At 53.4% G+C, this 22982-nt stretch carries 21 protein-coding genes and 1 riboswitch; of the genes, 6 read left to right on the forward strand and 15 right to left on the reverse strand.

The window, feature by feature from the left end; all coding sequences use genetic code 11:
- The first annotated feature begins 158 nt into the window (after positions 1 to 158).
- Complete coding sequence (locus tag KCR01S_RS17415; protein WP_061284363.1) at positions 159 to 1037, forward strand: helix-turn-helix transcriptional regulator; 879 nt, start codon at positions 159 to 161, stop codon at positions 1035 to 1037.
- Here KCR01S_RS17415 and KCR01S_RS17420 read toward each other — a convergent pair.
- The 11 genes from KCR01S_RS17420 to nudF all read right to left on the reverse strand — a co-directional run bounded on the left by KCR01S_RS17420 (position 1017) and on the right by nudF (position 11810).
- On the reverse strand, positions 1017 to 2306 hold the full coding sequence (locus tag KCR01S_RS17420; RefSeq protein WP_061284364.1) for a TRAP transporter large permease: 1290 nt from the start codon (positions 2304 to 2306) through the stop codon (positions 1017 to 1019). The two genes, KCR01S_RS17415 and KCR01S_RS17420, sit on opposite strands and share 21 nt — an antisense overlap.
- A 12-nt stretch (positions 2307 to 2318) precedes the next feature.
- Positions 2319 to 2867 carry a TRAP transporter small permease gene (locus KCR01S_RS17425; protein ID WP_072277177.1) on the reverse strand — a complete coding sequence of 183 codons (549 nt, stop codon included), beginning with the start codon at positions 2865 to 2867 and terminating at the stop codon, positions 2319 to 2321.
- A gap of 57 nt (positions 2868 to 2924) precedes the next feature.
- Positions 2925 to 3902, reverse strand: coding sequence for a TRAP transporter substrate-binding protein (locus tag KCR01S_RS17430; RefSeq protein ID WP_061284366.1), 978 nt, complete (start codon positions 3900 to 3902; stop codon positions 2925 to 2927).
- A 248-nt stretch (positions 3903 to 4150) separates the two neighbouring features.
- Positions 4151 to 5440, reverse strand: a complete 1290-nt coding sequence (locus KCR01S_RS17435; RefSeq protein WP_061284367.1) for a TRAP transporter large permease — start codon at positions 5438 to 5440, stop codon at positions 4151 to 4153.
- Positions 5441 to 5451: 11 nt separating this feature from the next.
- A complete protein-coding gene (locus tag KCR01S_RS17440) occupies positions 5452 to 6000 on the reverse strand; it encodes a TRAP transporter small permease (RefSeq protein ID WP_061284368.1) in 549 nt (182 codons plus the stop codon).
- A 57-nt stretch (positions 6001 to 6057) separates the two neighbouring features.
- Positions 6058 to 7035, reverse strand: a complete 978-nt coding sequence (locus KCR01S_RS17445; RefSeq protein ID WP_061284369.1) for a TRAP transporter substrate-binding protein — start codon at positions 7033 to 7035, stop codon at positions 6058 to 6060.
- A 303-nt stretch (positions 7036 to 7338) separates the two neighbouring features.
- Positions 7339 to 9234: a DNA topoisomerase IV subunit B gene (gene parE / locus KCR01S_RS17450; RefSeq protein ID WP_061284370.1), complete on the reverse strand. Its 1896-nt coding sequence runs from the start codon at positions 9232 to 9234 to the stop codon at positions 7339 to 7341.
- A gap of 27 nt (positions 9235 to 9261) precedes the next feature.
- Positions 9262 to 9837 (reverse strand): esterase YqiA, encoded by a 576-nt coding sequence (gene yqiA / locus KCR01S_RS17455; RefSeq protein WP_061284371.1) that lies wholly within the window; start codon positions 9835 to 9837, stop codon positions 9262 to 9264.
- A complete protein-coding gene (cpdA, locus tag KCR01S_RS17460; protein ID WP_061284372.1) occupies positions 9837 to 10664 on the reverse strand; it encodes a 3',5'-cyclic-AMP phosphodiesterase in 828 nt (275 codons plus the stop codon). The genes yqiA and cpdA overlap by 1 nt, the downstream gene beginning before the upstream one ends.
- Positions 10665 to 10755: 91 nt before the next feature.
- A complete protein-coding gene (locus KCR01S_RS17465) occupies positions 10756 to 11181 on the reverse strand; it encodes a DUF1249 family protein (protein WP_061284373.1) in 426 nt (141 codons plus the stop codon).
- Entirely contained in the window at positions 11178 to 11810 is a 633-nt protein-coding gene (nudF, locus tag KCR01S_RS17470; protein WP_061284374.1) for an ADP-ribose diphosphatase, read from the reverse strand. The genes KCR01S_RS17465 and nudF overlap by 4 nt, the downstream gene beginning before the upstream one ends.
- Positions 11811 to 12020: 210 nt before the next feature.
- Between nudF and tolC the strand changes: the two genes are divergently transcribed.
- The 3 genes from tolC (at position 12021) to KCR01S_RS17485 (ending at position 15474) form a co-directional block, all read left to right on the forward strand.
- A complete protein-coding gene (gene tolC / locus KCR01S_RS17475) occupies positions 12021 to 13448 on the forward strand; it encodes an outer membrane channel protein TolC (protein WP_061284391.1) in 1428 nt (475 codons plus the stop codon).
- Between the two features lie 176 nt (positions 13449 to 13624).
- Positions 13625 to 14308: a DUF1190 family protein gene (locus KCR01S_RS17480; RefSeq protein WP_061284375.1), complete on the forward strand. Its 684-nt coding sequence runs from the start codon at positions 13625 to 13627 to the stop codon at positions 14306 to 14308.
- 5 nt (positions 14309 to 14313) lie between these two features.
- Complete coding sequence (locus KCR01S_RS17485) at positions 14314 to 15474, forward strand: glutathionylspermidine synthase family protein (RefSeq protein WP_061284376.1); 1161 nt, start codon at positions 14314 to 14316, stop codon at positions 15472 to 15474.
- 3 nt (positions 15475 to 15477) lie between these two features.
- Here KCR01S_RS17485 and ygiD read toward each other — a convergent pair whose 3' ends face one another.
- Positions 15478 to 16266 (reverse strand): 4,5-DOPA-extradiol-dioxygenase, encoded by a 789-nt coding sequence (ygiD, locus tag KCR01S_RS17490; RefSeq protein ID WP_061284377.1) that lies wholly within the window; start codon positions 16264 to 16266, stop codon positions 15478 to 15480.
- Positions 16267 to 16460: 194 nt separating this feature from the next.
- On the opposite strand from ygiD, the gene zupT reads away from it, so the two are divergent.
- Positions 16461 to 17234 (forward strand): zinc transporter ZupT, encoded by a 774-nt coding sequence (gene zupT / locus KCR01S_RS17495; protein ID WP_061284378.1) that lies wholly within the window; start codon positions 16461 to 16463, stop codon positions 17232 to 17234.
- A 54-nt stretch (positions 17235 to 17288) separates the two neighbouring features.
- Here the strand turns inward: zupT and ribB are convergent, their stop codons facing one another.
- Entirely contained in the window at positions 17289 to 17942 is a 654-nt protein-coding gene (ribB, locus tag KCR01S_RS17500) for a 3,4-dihydroxy-2-butanone-4-phosphate synthase (protein ID WP_061284379.1), read from the reverse strand.
- A gap of 105 nt (positions 17943 to 18047) precedes the next feature.
- A riboswitch (FMN riboswitch) is annotated at positions 18048 to 18198 on the reverse strand.
- A 121-nt stretch (positions 18199 to 18319) separates the two neighbouring features.
- On the opposite strand from ribB, the gene ubiK reads away from it, so the two are divergent.
- Positions 18320 to 18589: a ubiquinone biosynthesis accessory factor UbiK gene (gene ubiK, locus KCR01S_RS17505; RefSeq protein ID WP_061284380.1), complete on the forward strand. Its 270-nt coding sequence runs from the start codon at positions 18320 to 18322 to the stop codon at positions 18587 to 18589.
- 56 nt (positions 18590 to 18645) lie between these two features.
- Here the strand turns inward: ubiK and hldE are convergent, their stop codons facing one another.
- Positions 18646 to 20079 carry a bifunctional D-glycero-beta-D-manno-heptose-7-phosphate kinase/D-glycero-beta-D-manno-heptose 1-phosphate adenylyltransferase HldE gene (gene hldE, locus KCR01S_RS17510; RefSeq protein WP_061284381.1) on the reverse strand — a complete coding sequence of 478 codons (1434 nt, stop codon included), beginning with the start codon at positions 20077 to 20079 and terminating at the stop codon, positions 18646 to 18648.
- A gap of 47 nt (positions 20080 to 20126) precedes the next feature.
- A complete protein-coding gene (glnE, locus tag KCR01S_RS17515; RefSeq protein WP_061284382.1) occupies positions 20127 to 22967 on the reverse strand; it encodes a bifunctional [glutamate--ammonia ligase]-adenylyl-L-tyrosine phosphorylase/[glutamate--ammonia-ligase] adenylyltransferase in 2841 nt (946 codons plus the stop codon).
- Positions 22968 to 22982 lie beyond the last annotated feature (15 nt).

A 22982-nucleotide genomic window follows, 5' to 3' on the forward strand; every position in this document is an offset into this window, starting at 1 on the left:
AACCATCCTCGAAAGTGGCTCAAGCATAGAGAATCCAGGCGTTGAAGAAATGTTAACCCGGTCACAACTGATAGTAATGTCTGAACCGCCGCTTGATAAAATTTAAAACAGTGGTTTAGTAGTGAGATTAATGTCGGAAAAGTTTAAAAATATTGCACATGACTTCATCCTTGAATGCTGAGCATCTGGAGCTGATCACACTGAATGACACCGTCGCGTCATTCAGTCGCCTTTTTGCTAATACCGTGCGCTACCATCACTGGCATCAATGTCTGGAAATTCTCTACGTTGAAGAGGGGTTTGGCGTGGTGATCGTGGATAATCGTCAGTACACCATGCGCCCCGGCCGGCTCTTTTTCTTCCCGCCGTTTACGCTGCATAAAATTATGGTCGATGAGAAGGCTCAGCACTGCTATCGGCGCACCATTATTCATGTCGATCAGCACGCAATTGCTAAACTTCTTCAGCATTTCCCCAATAATCACCACCGTCTGCAAGCGCTATCCGCACGCGGACGCCCGGCATTTGTTGCTGATTTGGCCGACGTTCATTCTCATATCGATAATCTATTCAGTCTTTATGCCCGCACGGCCAACACTTCTGGGTTGAGCACCGAGCAGATAGCTACGATGCTGATGACGCTGTTCAGTATGCTACCGCCGGTGCAGGAAAAAATGGCCGAACCCGAGCAGGGTATCGCCACACCGGTGATGTTCTGGATTGAGGAGAATTATCGGCTGAAGTTCAGCCTTGATGCGCTGGCGACAGAGTTAGGGAAATCACGCAGCTATCTGTCGCGCCGATTCCATGCCGAAACCGGAGAGCATATTCACGATTATCTCAATACCCTACGCCTGCGCCGCGCCTGTGAACTTCTGCTACACAGCGCGATACCAGTCAACGAAATTGCCTTACAGGTGGGGTTTTCCGAAGTGACCTACTTTATCAGTTCCTTTAAGAAGGGGATCGGCGAGACCCCCTTGCAGTACCGAAAAAATCATCTCCACATCAATTCGTTAGCGAAAAACCGACGGTAGCCATAGCGAGATAATCGGGATATAGGTAATCGCCACCAGCACAGCAAACAGCGCCAGATAGAATGGCAGCATCGATTTCACCACCTGTTCAATTTTGACCCCGCTCACCGCGCTGGCAACAAACAGCACCGATCCAACCGGTGGCGTAATCAGGCCAATCCCCAAATTGGTCATCATGATGATGCCAAAATGGACCGGGTTGATTCCCAACTGAACAACCACCGGTAGCAAAATAGGCGTCAGAATAAGGATCAGCGGCGCCATATCCATCAGGCAACCTAAAAGCAGCAGCATGACATTGATAATCAACAGAATGATGTATTTGTTATCCGATAACGTCAGCAGCGCGGCGGATATTTGCTGCGGCAAATCCACCAGCATCATTACGGAACCAAAGGCCGCAGCAAAGGCAATCAGCACCATCACCATCGTCACCGTTTTAATCGTACGGTGAATCAGCTTAGGAAAGTCCCTGAACTTGTATTCACGATAGACAAAGAAGGTGACAAACATGGCCCAAATACAGGCGATTGCGCCCGATTCCGTCGGCGTAAAGAAGCCCGAGAGAATACCGCCGGAAATGATGACGATGGTGATCAGTCCCCAAATCGCATCTAACGCAATTTTAACTTTGCGGCGACATTCCACCTTTGGCTCTTTGGGGTAGTTATTCTTGCGGGCAGAAAAAAGGCACAGCACAATCAAGGTACCGCAAAGTACAAACGTCGGAATAATCCCGGCGAGGAACATCGCGGGGATCGTCACTGCCGCGGTGTTAGCCACAATGGCAAACAGCACCGAGTTATGGCTAGGCGGTACCAGAATTGCCTGTACCGAGGCGCTTGCCGTTAGCACAGCACCAAAAGTCCGCGGATAGCCTTTACGTTCCATTTCAGGGATCAGTACCGAACCGATCGATGCCGTATCAGCAACCGATGATCCAGAGATCGCGCCAAACAGCGTTGAAGCGAGAATATTGACCAACGCTAAGCCACCGCGGATCCAACCGACAAACAGCCCGGCAAAATCCACCAGCCTTCGCGCCATTCCCCCTTCCGCCATAATCGCCCCCGCAAAAACAAAGAACGGTACGGTCAGCAAATTTACGTTATCCGTACTGTGAAAAATGGTAATAATCAGGCCATCAAGAGAGAAATCGGCAAATACCGTCACAACCGCCGCCGTCAGGCCAACGGCATATGCCACCGGCATCCCTACCGCCATCAGCACAACAAAGGTTCCAACAAACACCAGCAACGTCATATCCATCACGCACGCTCCTTAATGACCCACCGTTGGTGAACCGTACTGCACCAGCTCTCGGCGCGTTTGCGGCCCACAGAGTAACTTTTCAATCACGAATAGCAGTGTGAAAAACGACCCTAATGGAATTGGCAGATGCGTAATGCCCGACGTCAGCAGCGGCAGTGATGGCACAATATCTTGCCAGGCATCGATACAACCTAAAATGCCCCATCGGATAATAAACAGGCAAGTCACCAGCATGGCCAGGTCGACGAAAAGCCGCAGCCCTTTTTTGGCACTATCGGGAATATGGTCAACCAACATCGTGATGGCAATATGTCCGCCTGCGCGATAGGCCGCCGCCGCGCCGACGAAGGAGAAAGTGATCATGCAGATTTGCGACAGCGGTTCCGGCCAACTGGTAGAGGCATACGGTAAAAAATCGAGCCAACCGGGAAAATCCGGCCGAAAGCGAGCATAAATACCGACCAGATAAATAAATGTCATAAATAGCAGACTCATTCCTGACAGCCAAATGCAGACGCGGTAAACCCCATCCATGAGTAGAATGTATAAATTCTTCATTGTCTCTCCGTAAAAATAAATAAAGGCAGACCAACGCCCCTGGCCTGCCTTAGAAAACTACCGGGTATTCTGAATGGCCTGCATTAACGAGCTGAACTGCTGGCTATATTTTTCGCGTACCGGCGCGGTGGCATCCACAAACGGTTGTTTATCGACATCAATAAACTGGACGCCCTGCTGCTGCAGTTTATTCGTGGATTTTTCCACATACTGGGCCCACAGGACGCGCTCTTCGGCCTGGGCCTCTTTAGCCAGTTTGGCAATTAACGCCTGGTCATCAGACGACAGCTTTGCCCATTTCTTTTTTGAAAACACCAACACTTCGGGAATCATAAAGTGCTCGGTTCTGTCGAAATATTGGGTGCCGGCAACCACATAGTTTTCCGTATCAAAGGTCGGCTCGTTATTCTCCGCAGCATCAATCACACCGGTTTGCAGGCTCGCAAAAACATCACCGACGGCCAGCACGACAGGGTTAGCCCCCATGGCTTTGAAAGCATCAAGGCCAATCGGGTTATTTTGCAGACGAATTTTCACCCCCTTCAAATCAGCCAGCGTTTTCACCGGCTTTTTGGTAATCAGGCTTATCGAACCGGCATCCATCCATCCCAGAAATATCAGCCCAAGGTTGCTATCCGTAATTTTTTGTCCCAACTGCGTACCAACATCACCGTCCAGTACATGATGGAGATGATCCATATCGCGAAATACGAATGGCATATTGAAGACGCTGACTTCGGGAAGAATGCCGCCAACCGGCGCCATTGAGACTCGTAGAATATCAATGGCTCCGGCCCTCGCTTTCTCCAGCGTAGCCCCTTCATCCCCCATTTGCCCGCTGGGGAACATCTTTATCGACAGGCGTCCGTCGGTTTGTGCGCTAAGCTTGTCTCCCATATGAATCACCGCCGCCGTCGTGGGATAATCGGCCGGATGCACGTCGGAAGCGATAAATACCGTTTTGGCCATCGACACTGAAGATGCCATTAAAAGAGCAAGCGAAATAATCCCTGAAATTACATTTCTATTTTTCATAATTGTCCTATCAAATATATTTATAAAAAATGGGTTGTATTAATCAGCACCCCATATATTCGCCAGTAAAACTATGCAAAAAGACGAAATGATTCTGTGATAGATAACCAAAAAGAAAAAGGATTTCAAATTAATAAAAAATGCGTTTGAAATAATTAATTTATATTAATTAATATAAAATCATTTTCATAATAAATAAAAAGAGGGACAAGTCCCTCTTTTTATTTATCGGACAACTCAGGCTCTAACTAACGGAAATGCCCCGGTAACCACAACGAAATCATCGGGATATAGGTGATAATAATCAGCACCAGGAACAGCACGCAGTAGAACGGAATCATCGCCTTCACGACGGTTTCAATTTTCTGCCCGCTTACCGCGCTGGCGACAAACAGCACTGACCCCACCGGCGGCGTGATAAGCCCAATCCCCAGGTTCATCATCATGATGATGCCGAAGTGCACCGGATCAATACCCAATTGGACCACCACCGGTAGCAGGATCGGCGTCAGGATCAGGATCAGCGGTGCCATGTCCATCAGGCAGCCTAAGAGCAGTAGCATGATGTTGATAATCAGCAAGATAACGTACTTATTATCCGACAGAGATAGTAACGCAGCGGAGATCTCCTGCGGCAACCCCACCAGCGTCATCACCGAACCAAAGGCGGCGGCAAAGGCAATCAACACCATTACCATGGTCACCGTTTTGATCGTACGGTGGATCAGTTTCGGGAAGTCTCTAAACTTGTATTCCCGGTAGATAAAGAACGTCACAAACATGGCCCAGATACAGGCGATGGCACCGGATTCGGTCGGCGTGAAAAAGCCGGAAAGGATCCCGCCGGAAATAATGACGATGGTGATAAGCCCCCAGATAGCATCAGAGGCAATTTTCAACTTTCGTCTCAGCTCAACGCTCTCTTCCTTCGGATAGTTATTTCTGCGTGCGGCAATCATACACATGATGATAAGCGTAAAGCAGAGCACCAGCGTGGGGATGATGCCGGCCAGGAACATCGCCGGGATGGTCACCGCCGCCGTATTCGCGACGATGGCAAACAGCACCGAGTTATGGCTTGGTGGAACTAAAATCGCCTGCACTGACGCGCTGGCGGTCAGCACCGCGCCGAATGAGCGCGGATAGCCCTTACGCTCCATCTCAGGGATCAGTACCGATCCTATCGAGGCCGTATCGGCAACTGACGATCCTGAAATCGCACCAAACAGCGTTGAGGCCAGAATATTCACCAGCGAAAGTCCGCCGCGGATCCAGCCGACGAACAGCCCGGCAAAATCCACCAGCCTTCGCGCCATTCCCCCTTCGGCCATAATCGCCCCCGCAAAGACGAAAAAGGGAATGGTCAGGAGATTGACGTTATCGGTGCTGTGGAAAATGGTGATAATCAGACCATCCAGTGAGAAATCAGCAAATGCCGTGACCACGACAGCAGTCAACCCAACGGCATATGCCACCGGCATTCCCACCGCCATCAGCACGACGAAGGTCACCACAAATATAATCAGCGTTAAGTCCATGGGTGCGCTCCTTAGTGGCCGACTTTCGGCGAGCCGTACTGCACCAGTTCGCGGTGCGATTGCGAGCCGCACAGCAGTTTTTCAACCACGAACAGCAGCGTAAAGAACGATCCCACCGGGATGGGCAGGTGCGTAATGCCGGAAGTCAGGAACGGTAACGACGGCACCACATCCTGCCAGGCATCCATACAACCAATAATTCCCCAGTGAATGATAAACAGGCATGTTGCCAGCATGGCCAGATCGACAAACACCGACAGCGTTTTTTTCATCCCCGGATTAATATGATCGACCAGCATCGTGATGGCGATATGGCTGCCCGCGCGATAGGCCGCAGCAGCCCCCACAAATGAGAAAGTGATCATACAGATCTGAGAAAGCGGCTCCGGCCAACTGGTTGAGGCATGCGGTAAAAAGCCCAGCCATTCGGGAAAATCAGGTCGAAAACGCGCGTAGATCCCCACCAGATAGATAAACGTCATAAATAAGAGGCTGATCCCTGACAGCCAAATACAGATCCGATACACGCCATCCATGACCAGGACATAGATATTTTTCATTGTTATCTCCAGATCAAAACGGGCAGACCGGCGTTCGCCGGCCTGCCGCCACGTGCATTATTTGGTGTTCTGAATTTCCTGCATCAGCGTGCTGAACTGCTTACCGTACTTCTCACGCACCGGCGCGGTAGCCTCGATAAACGGCTTTTTATCTACCGGAAGGAATTTCACCCCCTGGCTTTGCAGTCGCTGCTTCGATTTCTCGACATAGTCCGCCCACAGCACGCGCTCTTCGGCCTGGGCTTCTTTCGCCAGCTTCATGATAAGCGTCTGATCTTCCGGAGAGAGTTTGCTCCATTTACGCTTCGAGAAAGCCAGCACTTCCGGGATCATAAAGTGCTCGGTGAGGTCGAAATACTTGGTACCTGCCACCACGTAGTTTTCAGTATCAAAGGTCGGTTCGTTGTTTTCCGCCGCATCGATCACCCCGGTTTGCAGGCTGGCAAAAACATCCCCCACCGGCAAAACGATCGGGTTGGCACCTAAAGCTTTGAAAGTATCGAGACCGATTGGGTTATTTTGCAGGCGGATTTTTACCCCTTTCAGGTCATCCAGCGTGGTCACCGGCTTTTTGGTTATCAGGCTACGTGAGCCCGCATCCATCCAGCCGAGAAAAACCAGCCCAAGATTACTGTCGGAAATCTCCTGCGCCAGCTTCGTTCCCACATCGCCATCCAGCACCTTATGCTGATGGTCCATATCGCGGAAAACGAACGGCATATTAAAGACGCTCACCTGAGGAAGGATGCCACCCACCGGTGACATAGAGACACGCAGAATATCGATAGCGCCAGCGCGCGTTTTTTCCAACGTGGTACTTTCATCCCCCATCTGCCCACTCGGGAACATCCGGATGGAAAGCCGGCCATCGGTTTGCGCGCTGAGCTTTTCCCCCATGTGGATCACCGCCGCGGTGGTCGGATAGTCGGCCGGATGCACATCAGACGCGATGAACACCGTTTTTGCCATTGCCACCGCAGAGCCCATCAGTAACGAGAAAGATAAAACGCTTACTGCCAGTTTTCTTCTTAACATAGACGATTCTCTTTTGATTAAAGATAAATTTCACCATGCGAATCAATTGCCAGCACAGATTGACGTCCATGTTCAGAAGTATGTTTTATATCCAGCGGATGAATATGGTAGAAGTCATACAACTAAAGTGTGACCTGTCATACCAAATTTTAAAATGGCATTTCATAAATCACAGAAGTTAGAATTGAATCGATTAATTTGCCTATGCAAAAGGCGATGATGAGAAGTGGTCGCCGCGTTCCGGCAATAAAAAAGGAGACGCAAGCGTCTCCTTATAGGTAATGGCCTTTACTTTGCAAGGGATTAGGCTTCGATATCCGCCATATCACCTTTTTCCTGCAGCCAGTTACGACGATCTTCTGAACGCTTCTTGGCCAACAGCATATCCATGGTGGCATCGGTCTGCTGCTCATCTTCATCGGTAATGAAAAGCTGCACCAGACGACGGGTATTGGGATCAAGCGTGGTTTCACGCAGCTGCATTGGGTTCATTTCGCCCAGACCTTTAAAGCGCTGCACGTTAGGCTTGCCTTTTTTACGCTTGAGCTGTTCCAGCACGCCCGCTTTCTCTTCTTCGGTCAGGGCGTAGTAAACCTCTTTGCCCAAATCGATACGGTACAGCGGCGGCAGTGCAACGTAGACGTGGCCTTCTTTCACCAGCGCACGGAAGTGCTTCACAAACAGTGCGCACAGCAACGTCGCGATGTGCAGACCATCGGAGTCCGCATCCGCAAGGATACAGATCTTGCCATAGCGCAGCTGGCTAAGATCGGAGCTGTCCGGATCGATACCAATTGCCACGGAAATGTCGTGCACTTCCTGCGATGCCAGGACCTCATCCGAAGAGACTTCCCAGGTGTTAAGGATTTTCCCCTTCAGCGGCATGATCGCCTGATATTCACGATCTCGAGCCTGTTTCGCAGAACCGCCCGCAGAATCACCTTCGACAAGGAACAGTTCGGTACGGTTAAGATCCTGCGCGGTGCAATCAGCCAGCTTACCCGGCAGCGCAGGGCCGCTGGTCAGCTTTTTACGCACCACTTTTTTCGCCGCACGCAGACGTCGCTGGGCGCTGGAAATGGCCATTTCAGCCAGCAGCTCTGCCGACTGAACGTTCTGGTTCAGCCACAGGCTAAAGGCATCTTTTACCACGCCGGAAACAAACGCCGCGCACTGGCGTGAAGAAAGACGTTCTTTCGTCTGACCGGCAAACTGCGGATCCTGCATCTTCACGGAAAGCACGTAAGCGCAGCGATCCCAGATATCTTCCGCCGACAGCTTCACGCCGCGCGGCAGAATATTGCGGTACTCGCAGAATTCGCGCATAGCGTCCAGCAGGCCCTGGCGCAGCCCATTGACGTGGGTACCGCCCTGCATGGTAGGGATAAGGTTAACGTAGCTTTCGGTGAGCAGTTCACCGCCTTCCGGCAGCCACAGCAGCGCCCAATCCACCGCTTCGGTTTCACCGGAGAAATTACCCACAAAAGGTTTTTCCGGCAGCAGCGGCAGGCCGTTTACCGCTTCGCTCAGGTAATCGGTCAGGCCGTCGGCGTAGCGCCAGGTCTGTTCTGTATCGTTAACTTTGTCTTTAAAGACGATTTCGACGCCGGGGCAAAGTACCGCTTTGGCTTTCAGCAGGTGGCTTAAGCGGGAAGCGGAAAAGCGCGGGCTGTCAAAGAAGCTTTCATCCGGCCAGAAGTGCACGCTGGTCCCGGTATTACGTTTACCGCAGGTGCCGGAAACGTGCAGATCTTCCACTTTTTCACCGTGTTCAAAGGCGATGCTGTAAATCTGTCCGTCGCGACGGACGTTCACCTCAACGCGCTTTGACAAGGCGTTAACCACCGAGATCCCCACGCCATGCAAGCCGCCAGAGAACTGGTAGTTTTTGTTGGAAAATTTACCGCCCGCATGCAAACGACAGAGGATCAGCTCAATAGCCGGTACCCCTTCTTCCGGATGGATGTCGACGGGCATGCCGCGGCCGTCATCGATAACTTCCAATGACTGATCGGCATGAAGGATAACCTCGACGCGTTTTGCGTGTCCGGCCAGCGCTTCATCCACACTGTTATCAATAACTTCCTGACCCATATGGTTAGGGCGTGTGGTATCTGTATACATCCCCGGGCGGCGGCGAACCGGCTCAAGCCCGGTGAGTACCTCAATGGCATCAGCGTTATAAGAAGATTGCGTCATGATCTATTCGTAGGTAGTTGGCGCTGCTTAATGCAACCCCAGAAAATCGATAATCTGTGTGAAGTGATCTTCGAAGCCGGTAAATGCATGATTACCGCCCTCCTCTACCGTTTGACGGCAAGAGGCGAAATAGTCCACGGCCTGGCGATAATCAAGCACTTCATCGCCGGTTTGCTGAAGCAGCCAGATAAGATCCGGCGCCTCAAGGGGATCAATTTGCATCACTTTGAGATCGTAAATATGGCGAGACTCTAGCACATATTGTTGCCCGGTGTAGGGATTCTCGTTCGGGCCAAGAAAATTCGCCAACAGCTCAAACGGCCTCATTGCCGGGTTCACGACCACCGCAGGCAGCATGAAACATTGCGATAGCCAGGTGGCGTAATAGCCGCCAAGCGACGACCCGACAATCCCCAGCGGTTCACCGCCGTTCTTCAACACCAACGCCTCAAGCAGCTCGGCCGCCTGAGCTGGGTAAGCGGGTAGCTGCGGGATCAGCATATTCACATCAGGATAGTGTTCTGCCAGCCACTGCTTAAGCGCAGTGGCTTTCGCTGACCACGGAGAGCTGTTGAATCCATGCAGATAGAGAAGCGTTGACATCAATAGCCTTCAGATGCGGTATCAGGATGGAACTTCACCCCGGCCAAACGACAGACTTCGGTCGTCAGTGAGCCATCATCATGCAGCTCCAGCCAGCGCCATCCGGGTGAAACAGTATCCAGAGTAAAGTTCGAACAGTGTGGTTTAAACTGCACGCAGGTCGACGGCGTCGCCATAATACGGCGACCGTTCCAGTCCACGTCCATCTCCTGATGGATATGACCACAGAGCAGATTTTTCACTCGAGGGTAACGCGCCAGCACGCCATCCAGCGCCCCGGCGTTACGTAAGCTGTGCTGATCGAGCCAGCTACAGCCCGAAGGCAGCGGATGATGATGCAGCAACAGCAGCGTATGCCGTTCTGGCGCTTCGGCCAGCCGTTTCTCCAACCATTCCAGCTGAAAGTCACTCAGTTCACCGTGGGGCACGCCGAAAACCTGGCTGTCCAACAGTAAAATCTGCCAGCGTTCACCGATCATCACGCGCTTCGCCGGCGAGATCCCCGCCTCTTGTAGCGTGCTGTACATCGAAGGCTGAAAATCGTGATTCCCCGGTAACCAAACGCAGGGTGCAGAAAAACTCGCGATGCCATCAGCAAAGTGCTGATAGGCCGCGGATGAGTGATCCTGCGCTAAATCACCGGTTGCAACCACCAGGTCTACATCACGCGCAGAGGCATGGATGGCCTGCAGGACAGCATGATAGCTTTCCCAGGTATTCACCCCTAACAGCGTTTCATCCTTCTGGGCAAACAGGTGAGTATCAGTAATTTGCAGTACCCTGACACTGGCCCCACCAGCCAGAGGAAGGTTTAAAAGGCTTTCCAAATGGTGTCCTTAGGTTTCACGATGCAAACATACACATCATCCTCTCAGGCGGCTTTTCGCTGGCAGCGTCATTGATGCCACCTGAAGGGTGCTATGTACAAACCGGAATCGCCATCGCTCCATGTGCTAAACAGAATCGCAGCCAATCGGCCAGAAACTGATTAATTTGATGCTTTTCGTCGCGTTGATGCAACTTTTTATTTGGATAATCATACCGCGCTTTGAAGCGAAAGATCTGCTGACTTGAACACACTTCAGCCACCATCGCATCATGATACAGTCGAACCGTCATCGACGGCAGGCTCCAATAGCTCACTGCGGGTAGCGTTTGTTCAATCGTGACCAGCGTAGTGTAACGAGTTGATTCGACTATCGTTAAGCGATATTGCGCATTGGCCACCTGATAGTTCACCGTTTCACCGGCTTCATCGACGCGCGGCAGTAAGCGACGCAATTGTGTGAAGTTGGTCTCGCACAGGCGCATCATTTCTGGGAAGTCAGGTGTATATCGCTTCATTTGTTCCACTCTTTTCGTAAGTCCTGATAATGCAGCTGTAGCCATTGCAAAGCGATGACAGACGCCGCGTTGTCAATTTTTCCATCCTCTACGCATTGATAAGCGAACTCCCGGCTTACCACATGAACCCGAATGTCTTCGTGTTCTTCCGCCAGGCCATGTATACCTGTGGCCGTTGTCGCATCGACCTCACCTACCATGATGGTGAGGCGCTCGCTGGTGCCACCCGGGCTAGCCAGATAGCTGAGGCACTCTTTCACACGCCCGACGTTTAGCCCGGCTTCTTCCTGGGCTTCGCGGCGGGCAACGTCCTCGACGGTTTCCCCTTCTTCTATCATGCCAGCAACCATCTCCAGCAGATAAGGTGTTTCACTGGTGTCATACGCGGCAATTCGAACTTGCTCAATAAGCACCACTTCATCACGCACTGGGTCAAAGGGTAGCAAGACTGCGGCGTGACCGCGCTCAAAAATTTCGCGTCTGACTTCACCGCTCATCTCGCCATTGAACAAACGATGGCGAAAACGATACAAATCAAGTGAAAAAAAACCGCGATATACCGTTTCTCGTGCAATAATTTCTACATCATTTTTCGAGAGCGTTGCCACAGGATTGGCTGCTTTTTTCATGGACCGACCTATGCAGTGATTGTGTTGAAATTATGGATTTAAAGTTGGTGGGTCAAAGAATCCACTAACTCTATGGTAGATTGGTGCAAATTAACGCCAGATGGCACATTACGACAACTTTTTAACGTGGCAGACTCTGGTACAATCGGTGAATATTTTTTCTGTGAATTAGATCAGCGCTAAGCTTCACAACAAGGAATGCAAATGCAAATGAAGAAATTGCTCCCCATCCTTATTGGTCTGAGCCTTACGGGTTTCAGTACAATGAGCCAGGCAGAGAACCTGTTACAGGTGTATCAGCAGGCACGTACCAGTAACCCAGATCTCCGCAAGTCTGCCGCAGATCGTGATGCTGCGTTCGAGAAAATCAACGAAGCACGCAGCCCTCTTTTACCGCAATTAGGTTTGGGTGCAGATTATACCTATACCAATGGCTTCCGCGACAGCAACGGCGTGAACTCGAATGTCACCAGTGGCTCGCTGCAGTTAACGCAAAGCCTGTTTGATATGTCCAAGTGGCGCGCTCTGACCCTGCAGGAGAAATCTGCGGGCATCCAGGACGTGACGTATCAGACCGATCAGCAAACCCTGATCCTGAATACCGCTACGGCATATTTTAACGTGCTGAGCGCTATCGACTCGCTTTCCTACACTGAAGCACAGAAACAGGCAATCTACCGCCAGTTGGATCAAACAACCCAACGCTTTAACGTTGGCCTTGTGGCAATTACCGACGTGCAGAACGCCCGTTCACAGTACGATACCGTACTGGCGAACGAAGTCACCGCGCGTAACAACCTCGACAACGCGGTTGAATCGCTGCGTCAGGTCACCGGTAACTACTATCCGGAGCTGGCTTCACTGAACGTTGACGGCTTTAAAACGGATAAACCACAGGGCGTGAATGCGCTGCTGAAAGAGGCCGAAAACCGCAACCTCTCGCTGCTGCAGGCTCGTCTGAGCCAGGATCTGGCGCGTGAGCAAATTCGTCTTGCCCAGGATGGCCATTTGCCAACGCTGGATTTAACCGCGTCTACCGGGGTATCTAACACCTCCTACAGCGGTTCTAAAACTAACGGCACGGGCAACTACAACGACAACGACGCTGGCCAGAACAAAATTGGTCTGAGCTTCTCCCTGCCGCTGTATCAGGGCGGGATGGTGAACTCCCAGGTCAAGCAGGCGCAGTACAACTTCGTGGGCGCTAGTGAGCAGCTAGAAAGCGCGCACCGTTCTGTTGTACAGACCGTACGTTCTTCCTTTAACAACGTGAACGCCTCTATCAGCAGCATCAACGCCTACAAACAGGCCGTTGTTTCTGCGCAGAGTTCCTTGGATGCAATGGAAGCCGGTTACTCGGTCGGTACGCGTACAATCGTTGACGTATTAGATGCGACCACGACGCTGTACAACGCCAAACAACAGCTCTCCAGCGCACGTTATAACTACCTGATCAACCAGTTGAACATCAAATCCGCTCTCGGTACGCTCAACGAGCAGGATCTGCTGGCGCTGAACAATACGCTGGGCAAACCGGTTTCAACCTCCAACGCGAGCATCGCACCGGAGAACTCACAGCAGGACGCCGCCGCTGACGGCTACACTTCTGCTGCGACCAGCAAAGCACGTATTCGCTAACATCTGCATTGCTGTAAAAAGGGTTCGCATCATGCGAACCCTTTTTTTCAGCCCTTCCAACGTAAGGCAACGTAAAGATCCCCTGCTTTATCCCCTTCTTAGCTTCATTTTCAACCACTCATCCACTATCCTGAGCGCTATTGCAATACCACTCTACTGGGTCCAGGAAGATTAAAATGAAACGGACAAACAATATTCAGCACGCCGCTTTTCGTAAGAGCTGGGGTGCGCGCCACTTAACGCCGGTCGCGCTCGCCGTTACCGCGGTATTCATGCTGGCTGGCTGTGAGAAAAGCGACGAAACCGTCACGCTGTATCAGAATGCGGACGACTGCTCCGCCGCGAACCCAAGCAAAAGTGCAGAATGCACCACAACTTACAACAATGCGCTGAAAGAAGCTGAACGCACCGCACCGAAATACGCGAGCCGTGAAGACTGCGTAGCAGAATTTGGTGAAGGCCAGTGTCAACAGGCCCCTGCGCAGGCAGGCATGGCGCCAACTGGCGAAGGCCAGGCTCAGGCGCAAAACCAAAGCAGCGGCAGCTTCTGGATGCCGCTGATGGCCGGTTACATGATGGGTCGTATGATGAGCGGTGGCATGGGCGGTTATCAGCAACAACCGGTCTTCACCTCGAAGAACCCATCCAGCCCGGCCTACGGTAAATACACCGATGCAGGCGGCAAAAACTACGGTGCAGCACAACCGGGTCGTTCAATGAACGTGCCGAAAACCGCGATGGCACCTAAACCAGCGACCACCAGCACCGTCACTCGCGGCGGCTTTGGCGAGTCCGTGGCGAAACAGTCCACCATGCAGCGTAGCGCAACGGGCAGTACCTCCCGTTCGATGGGCGGCTGATTATCATGGAAAGAGTCAGTATTGTTGAACGCCCGGACTGGCGTGAGAAAGCGACTGAGTATGGTTTTAACTTCCACACCATGTACGGCGAACCGTACTGGAGCGAAGAGGCCTATTACAAGCTGACGCTTGCGCAGGTAGAAAAGCTGGAAGACGTCACCGCTGAACTGCATCAGCTATGCCTGAAAGTGGTTGAGCGCGTGATCGCCAGCGATGAGCTGATGGCTAAGTTCCGCATTCCAAAACATACCTGGAGCTTCGTACGCCAATCATGGCAGACCCATCAGCCCTCGCTCTATTCTCGCCTCGATCTGGCGTGGGACGGTACCGGCGAGCCGAAGCTGCTGGAAAACAACGCCGATACGCCAACTTCGCTGTATGAAGCGGCATTCTTCCAATGGATTTGGCTGGAAGATCAGTTGAACGCAGGTAACCTGCCGGAAGGCAGCGATCAGTTCAACAGCTTGCAGGAAAAGATCATCGAGCGCTTTACCGAACTGCGCGAACAGCACGGCTTCCAGCTGCTGCACCTCACCTGCTGCCAGGATACCGTGGAAGATCGCGGTACGGTGCAATACCTACAGGATTGTGCAGCCGAAGCAGGAGTGGCCACCGAGTTTCTGTATATCGATGAAATTGGTCTGGGCGAAAAAGGCCAGTTTACCGATCTGCAGGATCAGGTGATCGGCAATCTGTTTAAGCTCTACCCATGGGAATACATGCTGCGTGAGATGTTCTCTACCAAGCTGGAAGACGCCGGCGTGCGCTGGCTGGAGCCTGCGTGGAAGAGCATTATCTCCAATAAAGCGCTGCTGCCTATGCTGTGGGAAATGTTCCCGGATCACCCGAATCTGCTGCCAGCCTACTTTGCCGAAGACGATCACCCAGAGATGGATAAATTTGTGGTGAAACCGATCTTCTCCCGCGAAGGCGCGAATATCTCGATCGTCGAAAACGGCAAAACCATCGAACAGGTGGAAGGTCCTTACGGCGAAGAGGGAATGATCGTGCAGCAATTCTATCCGTTACCGAAATATGGCGATAGCTACATGCTGATTGGTAGCTGGCTCATCAACGATCAGCCAGCCGGGATTGGCATCCGTGAGGACAGAGCGTTGATCACGCAAGATTTGTCACGTTTCTATCCTCACATTTTTGTTGAGTAGTCGTTAGCCCACCTGCACCGACAGCATGCTTAAGGAGCCCATTTCGATACCGTCTACCGGGATCGTGATGGGTTCTTCTCCATCCCAGGCTCCTAAAACATACAGCAGTGGCAGGAAGTGCTCCGCCGTCGGGTTAGAGAGCGAGCCGCCTTCGTGCTGCAGATAGTTCACCAGCGGATGCTGCTCAACCGGCCCCTTCCATTGCAGATTCGCTTTAACATAGTCGTTAAATGAAGACGCCCATGGATACGGCGCGGAATCACCGTGCCATTTTGCCGTACGCAGGTTATGCACCACGTTACCGCTCGCCACCAGCATAATGCCTTCATCGCGCAGGCTAGCCAGCTTACGCCCCATCTCAAGATGCCAGGCTGCCGGTTTGGTGCTATCGATACTCAACTGCACCATTGGGATATCCGCATCCGGGTACATTTTAATCAGCACGCCCCACGAACCATGGTCAAAACCCCATGCTTCTGTATCCAGCGCCACGGGAACCGGCGACAGTAGCTCAACCAGTTTCTGTGCCAGCTCCGGTGAGCCGGGAGCCGGGTAATGCGTGTCGTACAATGCCTGCGGGAAGCCGCCAAAATCATGGATCGTTTTAGGCGCTTCCATGGCCGTCACTCCCGTACCTCGAGTAAACCAGTGCGCAGAGACCACAACGATCGCTTTTGGCCGCGGCAATGTCTCACCGAGATGCTGCCAGGTGCGGGTATACAGGTTATCTTCCAGTACGTTCATCGGGCTACCGTGACCTAAAAACAGTGCTGGCATTCGGCTACGAGACATGATGTTATCCTTCCAGAGGCATATTTGAATAACACCACATTAACCTGTTTTCCGTGAGGATAAACTCAGATAAGCGTGATGATGATCTTCAGAAAATTTGAATGTAAGGATGAGGTAAAGAATCTATTCGCCTCTCGCCAGGGGTGACAAATTTCAATATCATGAATGATAATCATTATCATAAGGAGTAAGCGATGTCGGTCCCGCTAATTCTGACATTACTGGCAGGAGCTGCCACGTTTATCGGCGCCATTCTTGGCGTGATTGGACAAAAACCATCAAACCGGGTTTTGGCCTTTTCCCTCGGTTTTGCCGCCGGGATTATGCTACTTATCTCACTGATGGAGATGCTGCCCGCTGCGCTTGGCACCGAAGGTATGTCGCCGGTGTTAGGTTACGGCATGTTCGTGGTGGGTCTCATCGGCTATTTCGCACTGGATCGCGCGCTGCCACATGCTCATCCGCAGGATCTGATGCAGGAAACCACTCAACCGCTGCCGCGCAATATTCGCCGCACCGCAGTATTGTTGACCCTGGGGATCAGCCTGCACAACTTCCCGGAAGGCATCGCCACCTTTGTCACCGCCAGCAACAATCTGGAGCTGGGGTTCGGGATCGCACTTGCCGTGGCGCTGCACAATATTCCGGAAGGACTGGCGGTAGCCGGGCCGGTGTATGCGGCTACGGGATCGAAACGCAAAGCCGTATTTTGGGCCGGGATCTCCGGTATGGCGGAAATTCTCGGCGGCGTGCTGGCATGGGCAATTCTCGGTAGTATGGTCTCACCGGTATTGATGGCATCGATTATGGCAGCCGTCGCCGGCATTATGGTCGCGCTATCGGTTGATGAACTGATGCCGCTGGCCAAAGAGATCGATCCGAACAACAACCCAAGCTACGGCGTGCTGTGTGGGATGTCGGTGATGGGATTAAGTTTGGTGGCGTTACAGTCGATGGGGATTGGTTAGCCGCCATAAAAAAGCCCGGCACAGTGAGCCGGGCTTTTTCGTCAGGGAGCGCGATTAACTTGCTTTGCGCTCGTGCTCACGACGGTAGGCCACCAGATCTTCGATGGTTACCAGCGCCATATTGTGTTCCTTCGCAAACTTGATGCACTCAGGCGCGCGCGCCATGGTGCCGTCATCGTTGGTCAGTTCACACAGGACGCCTGCCGGTTTAAAGCCAGCCAGGCTCACCAGGTCGATAGTGGCTTCAGTATGGCCGCCACGGGTGAGCACGCCGCCCGGCTGCGCGCGCAGCGGGAAAACGTGGCCCGGACGGTTCAGGTCTGACGGCTTGGCGTTGTCGGCGATTGCTGCACGAACGGTAGTCAGGCGGTCAGCGGCGGAAACGCCGGTGGTCACGCCGCGCGCAGCTTCAATGGTGATGGTAAAGCCGGTGCCGTATGCGCTGGTGTTGTTTTCCACCATCATCGGCAGCTCAAGCTGTTTACGACGTTCATCGGTCAGACACAGACAAACGATACCGCTACCGTGACGGATAGTCAGCGCCATTTGTTCAACGGTCATGTTTTCGGCGGCAAAGATCATGTCGCCTTCGTTCTCGCGATCTTCGTCGTCCAGCACCATCGCACCGCGGCCTTCGCGCAGCGCAATCAGCGCGTTTTCAACGCGTTCGAAAGGAGTACCAAAAGAGGAAAGTAGCGTCTGATTCATGGTAAAAAAACCTCATTAATATTATGGTTACCAGAATCAGGGCAGTCTTAGGAGTGCCGATAAACGGCCAATAGATAACGCGAGCGGGTGCATACCCAACTGAATCGTTACTCTCTCCCATCCGGACTCTAACCGTCGGCCCCGGAATTACACCGGATCTGCTGACCTTCCCGTTTGACACAGGAAGCGCTCGCGGGCTTTCAGCCGTAGCTGATTTACCGCCGGTGGGGAATTTCGCCCCGCCCTGAGAATAAGCGTACTTACTATAACGCTATTGATTATCTTCGGCAATGCATAAGCTTCGAACAATTCTGGTTTATCGCACCGGGAGAAGCCACTACAATAGCGGTAACGCCGACAGAATCAGGGAAACACAGATGATCGACCCGAAAAAAATTGAACAAATCGCCCGTCAGGTCCACGAATCAATGCCAAAAGGCCTGCGTGAATTTGGCGATGATGTTGAAAAGAAAGTTCGTCAGGTGATCCAGTCACAGCTGACGCGTCTTGATGTGGTAAGCCGCGAAGAGTTTGACGTACAGACGCAGGTATTGCTGCGCACGCGTGAAAAGCTGGCGCTACTCGAACAGCGCATTAGCGAGCTGGAAAACCGCGCGGCTGCACCGGCTGTAGACGATAAAGAGTAAAGCATGTCCCCTCTCCCGCACGGGGAGAGGGTTAACGTGAGCGCAACGCGTCAGCGTTACTTCTCACTGTCCTTCTGAATCTTCTTGATAATATTGGTCGTTGAGCAACCATCTTCAAAGTTCAGCACCAGCACTTCACCACCGTTCGCCCACACTTCTTCGCTACCGGCGATCTGCTCTGGTTTATAGTCACCGCCTTTGACCAAACGATCCGGCAGGATCCCGGCAATCAGACGCTGCGGCGTATCTTCTTCAAACGACACCACCCAGTCGACCGACTCCAGCGCCCCCAGCACGATCATGCGCTGATCCAGCGGGTTCACCGGACGCGTTTCGCCCTTCAGACGTTTGGTGGACGCATCGCTGTTCACCGCGACAATCAGACGATCGCCCAGCTTACGTGCGTTCGCCAGATAAGAGACGTGGCCCGCGTGCAGAATGTCGAACACGCCGTTGGTCATCACCACTTTCTCACCGCGGCGACGCGCGGCGGCAACCGCTTGTTTCAGCTCTTCTTCGCTCATCACGCCAAAACCGGTATCCGCACGACCGCGCACGGCATTTTCCAGCTCGATTGGCGAAACGGTTGAGGTCCCCAGCTTGCCCACCACGACGCCGGCCGCCGCGTTGGCAAAGAAGCAGGCTTCTTCCAGCGTTTTCCCGGACGCCAGCGTTGCCGCCAGCACGCCAATCACCGTATCGCCAGCACCGGTGACGTCATACACTTCCTGCGCCTGAGTCGGCTGATGCAGCGGCGCTTTACCCGGTTGTAGCAGCGTCATGCCCTGCTCGGAGCGGGTGACCAGCAGTGCGGAAAGATCGAAGTCAGCAATCAACTGCATGCCGCGTGCTACCAACTCTTCTTCGGTTTTGCACTTGCCTACCACCGCTTCAAATTCGGAGAGATTCGGCGTCAGCAGCGTGGCACCACGGTAGCGCTCAAAGTCAGTGCCTTTCGGGTCGATAAGCACCGGCACTTTTGCCTGGCGCGCCAGCTTAATCATCTGCTGCACGCTTTCCAGCGCCCCTTTGGCATAGTCGGAAAGCACCAGCGCGCCAACATTAGGTAGGCCGCTTTGAATACGATCGTGCAGCGGCTGCGGATCTACGCCGGCAAAACCTTCTTCAAAATCCAGACGAATCAACTGCTGGTTGCGCGACAGTACGCGCAGCTTAGTGATGGTCGGGTGAGTCGGCACGGAGACGAAATCGCATTTGACGTTCACGTCGGCCAGCGCTTTATTCAACGCACGCGCCGCATCGTCAATACCGGTCAAACCAACGAGACGAGAACCCGCCCCCAGAGAGGCAATGTTCATCGCCACGTTCGCCGCACCGCCAGGACGTTCTTCGATAGTTTCCACTTTCACCACGGGTACCGGGGCTTCCGGGGAAATACGGCTGGTAGGGCCATACCAGTAGCGATCCAGCATCACATCGCCAACCACCATCACTCCTGCGCGTTCAAATTCCGGCAGCGTTACTTTCATTCGTGTCTCCAAAGAGAATCAAAAATTTGGCGCGATAATAGCACATTTCACGGTTGAACCAGCCACTTCAGCCAGCTCGCACTCACCAACTCGCGTTCGCGGGTAAAGCTTGCCAAATCGACATTCCCCGGCAGTTCCTGCAAGGCCAGATGATGCAACGCATCGCGTAGCGTGGTGTAAGCATGAGTCAATGCCCTGGCTTCCTGCTCATCCATTATGTCGTTTTGCGCGAGCAATTCGAGAATACGCACATTATCCGACCAGCGGGTCAGCTTGGGCTTATCGTGGGCGTAGCGCAGCACCAGATACTGGGTAATAAATTCAATGTCGGTAATGCCACCCGCATCGGTTTTGATGTCGAAACGATCGCGCTGCTTACCGCCAAGATGGGCACGCATTTTCTCACGCATTTCGCGGACTTCGGTTTGCAGCACGGCGCCGTCGCGGGTATTCGTCAGAATTTGTCGGCGGATGGCATCAAACTGCTGCTGCAGCTGCGGATCGCCGTAAACTACGCGGGCCCGAACCAGCGCCTGATGCTCCCAGGTCCAGGCTTCATTTTGCTGATAATCAGCAAAGGCTTCAGCGGTCGTCACCAGCATTCCCGCCGCGCCGGAAGGCCGCAGACGAGCGTCAACCTCATACAAAATGCCGGAGGAAGTCCGGGTGCTAAACAGATGCATAATGCGCTGCGCCAGACGCAGATAGAACTGGCGGCCATCGATTTCGCGTTCGCCGTCGGTCATCGCATCCATTGGGCAGTCGTGGAGGAAAACCAGATCCAGATCCGAGCTGTAGCCCAGTTCCCATCCGCCCAGTTTGCCGTAGCCGATAACCGCGAAGCCACGGCCATGACGCTCGCGCAGATGCGTCGGCTGGCCGTAACGCGCCACCATTTGCACCCACGCCTGCTGAACAACCGCATCAATCATCGCTTCCGCAAGCCATGTGAGATGGTCGCTCACCTTCATCACCGGCAGCGTTCCGGCGATATCCGCCGCCGCAATGTGTAATAACTGTGCCTGTTTGAACTGGCGCAACGCTTCTAACTGCTGCTCTTCATCCTCTTCCGGCACGCGCAAAAGGTACTGACGCAGCTCATCACGATAAGCATCGGTTGCCGTCGGTTGATATAGCGTGCTCGGATCCAGTAGTTCATCCAGCAGCAGCGGATAGCGCGCCAGCTGGCTGGCCACCATCGGTGAAGCAGCACACAGGCGGATAAGATGTTTTAACGCACCAGGGTATTCACTCAGCAGCTCAAGATAGGTCGTTCGCGTGACGATACCGCTGAGCAGCGGCGTAATGCGCGTTAGCAGTACCAGCGCATCTTCACGCGCACATACTTCGCTCAGCAGATGTGGCATCAGAGAGTCCAACACCTGTCGCCCGCGCGGGCCGATAGTGCGTTTATCCAGTTCTTTACGGAAATCCGCAATCTGCGACAGCACGCGTTGACGATCGTCGCCGCTGAGATGCATTAGCACCGCTGGGGTATCATCCTCCTGCAGCGTGTCCTGCCACAGCTCGCGCCAGTCTTCCGATAGCTGTTCTTCCTGCGACGGCTCTTCGTCATCGCCAATCAGGTCGTTAAAGACGCGGCGCACTTCCGCCATCAGCGTATCGAGACGGCCAATTAACGCATCCCAGTTATCCAGATGCATGCCCCACGCCAGACGCGCACGATTGAGATCATCGCCCGGCAGAGTTTGCGTCTGCTCATCATTAATGCTTTGCAGCAGGTTTTCCAGACGGCGCAGGAACAAGTAGGCTTCGCGCAGCGCCTGCGCGTCGGTGTTAGACAGCAGATTCAGCGCTTCAATCGCCGCCAGCGTCGGCAGCAGCGACCGGCTTTGCAGCGACGGCTCACGTCCGCCGCGAATCAGCTGGAAGACCTGCACAATAAATTCGATTTCGCGAATACCACCGGCGCCGAGCTTGATGTTGTCTTTCAGCCCCCGACGGCGTACTTCGCGGGTGATCATCCCTTTCATGTTACGCAAAGACTGGATCACGCTGAAATCAATGTAACGGCGGAACACAAACGGCCGCAGCATCGCGCGCAGCTCGCTGGTATAGACCCCGTCGTCGTCCCCCATGATCCGCGCTTTAACCATCGCGTAGCGTTCCCAGTCGCGCCCCTGCTCCTGGTAATAATCTTCCAGCGCCGCAAAGCTCAGCACCAGCGGACCGCTGTCGCCGAATGGGCGTAGACGCATATCAACGCGGTAAACAAAGCCATCTTGCGTCGGCTGGTCGAGGACTTTAATTAGCCGTTGCCCCAGACGCGTAAAGAACTGGGCGTTATCCAGCTCACGGCGCCCACCTTGAGTCGAACCGTGCTCAGGCCAGGCAAAAATAAGATCGATATCGGAGGAGAAGTTGAGTTCACCGCCGCCCAATTTGCCCATCCCAAGGATCAACAAAGGCTGCGGTACACCGTCGGCGCTGCACGGTGTGCCCCACTCGCGGCAGCAGGCAGCATAGAGCCAATCGCGAGCGTGGACGATGAGCGTCTCTGCCAGATGACTTAGCTGTTGAAGCGTATCCTCTTCGCTGACCAGTGAGAGTGCCTGCGACCAGGCAATTCGTACCATTATCCGCCGGCGAAAAACCCGCAGCGCGCGCATTAGCGCCGTTTCATCATGAACGTCTGCCAGCTCAGCCTGCAACCACCCCGCGTATTCACGCCACTCATCCGCCTGGGGTGGCGCGCTTTCCAGCGACGCCAACCACTCGGGATACGCCATCAAACTTTGCTGAACAAAATCACTGAAGGTGAAAACAGCCCGCGCATTAGCGCTGAGCGTCGCAACGGGAAAATCTTCCGGAGCGCGCTCGACCAATGTCTGCCAGTGCTGCTGTAACTGCGAAGAAAGCGGCGTCATACACGGGTTCCCTGA

This window comes from Kluyvera cryocrescens NBRC 102467 (genome assembly GCF_001571285.1).
Lineage (GTDB): Bacteria > Pseudomonadota > Gammaproteobacteria > Enterobacterales > Enterobacteriaceae > Kluyvera > Kluyvera cryocrescens.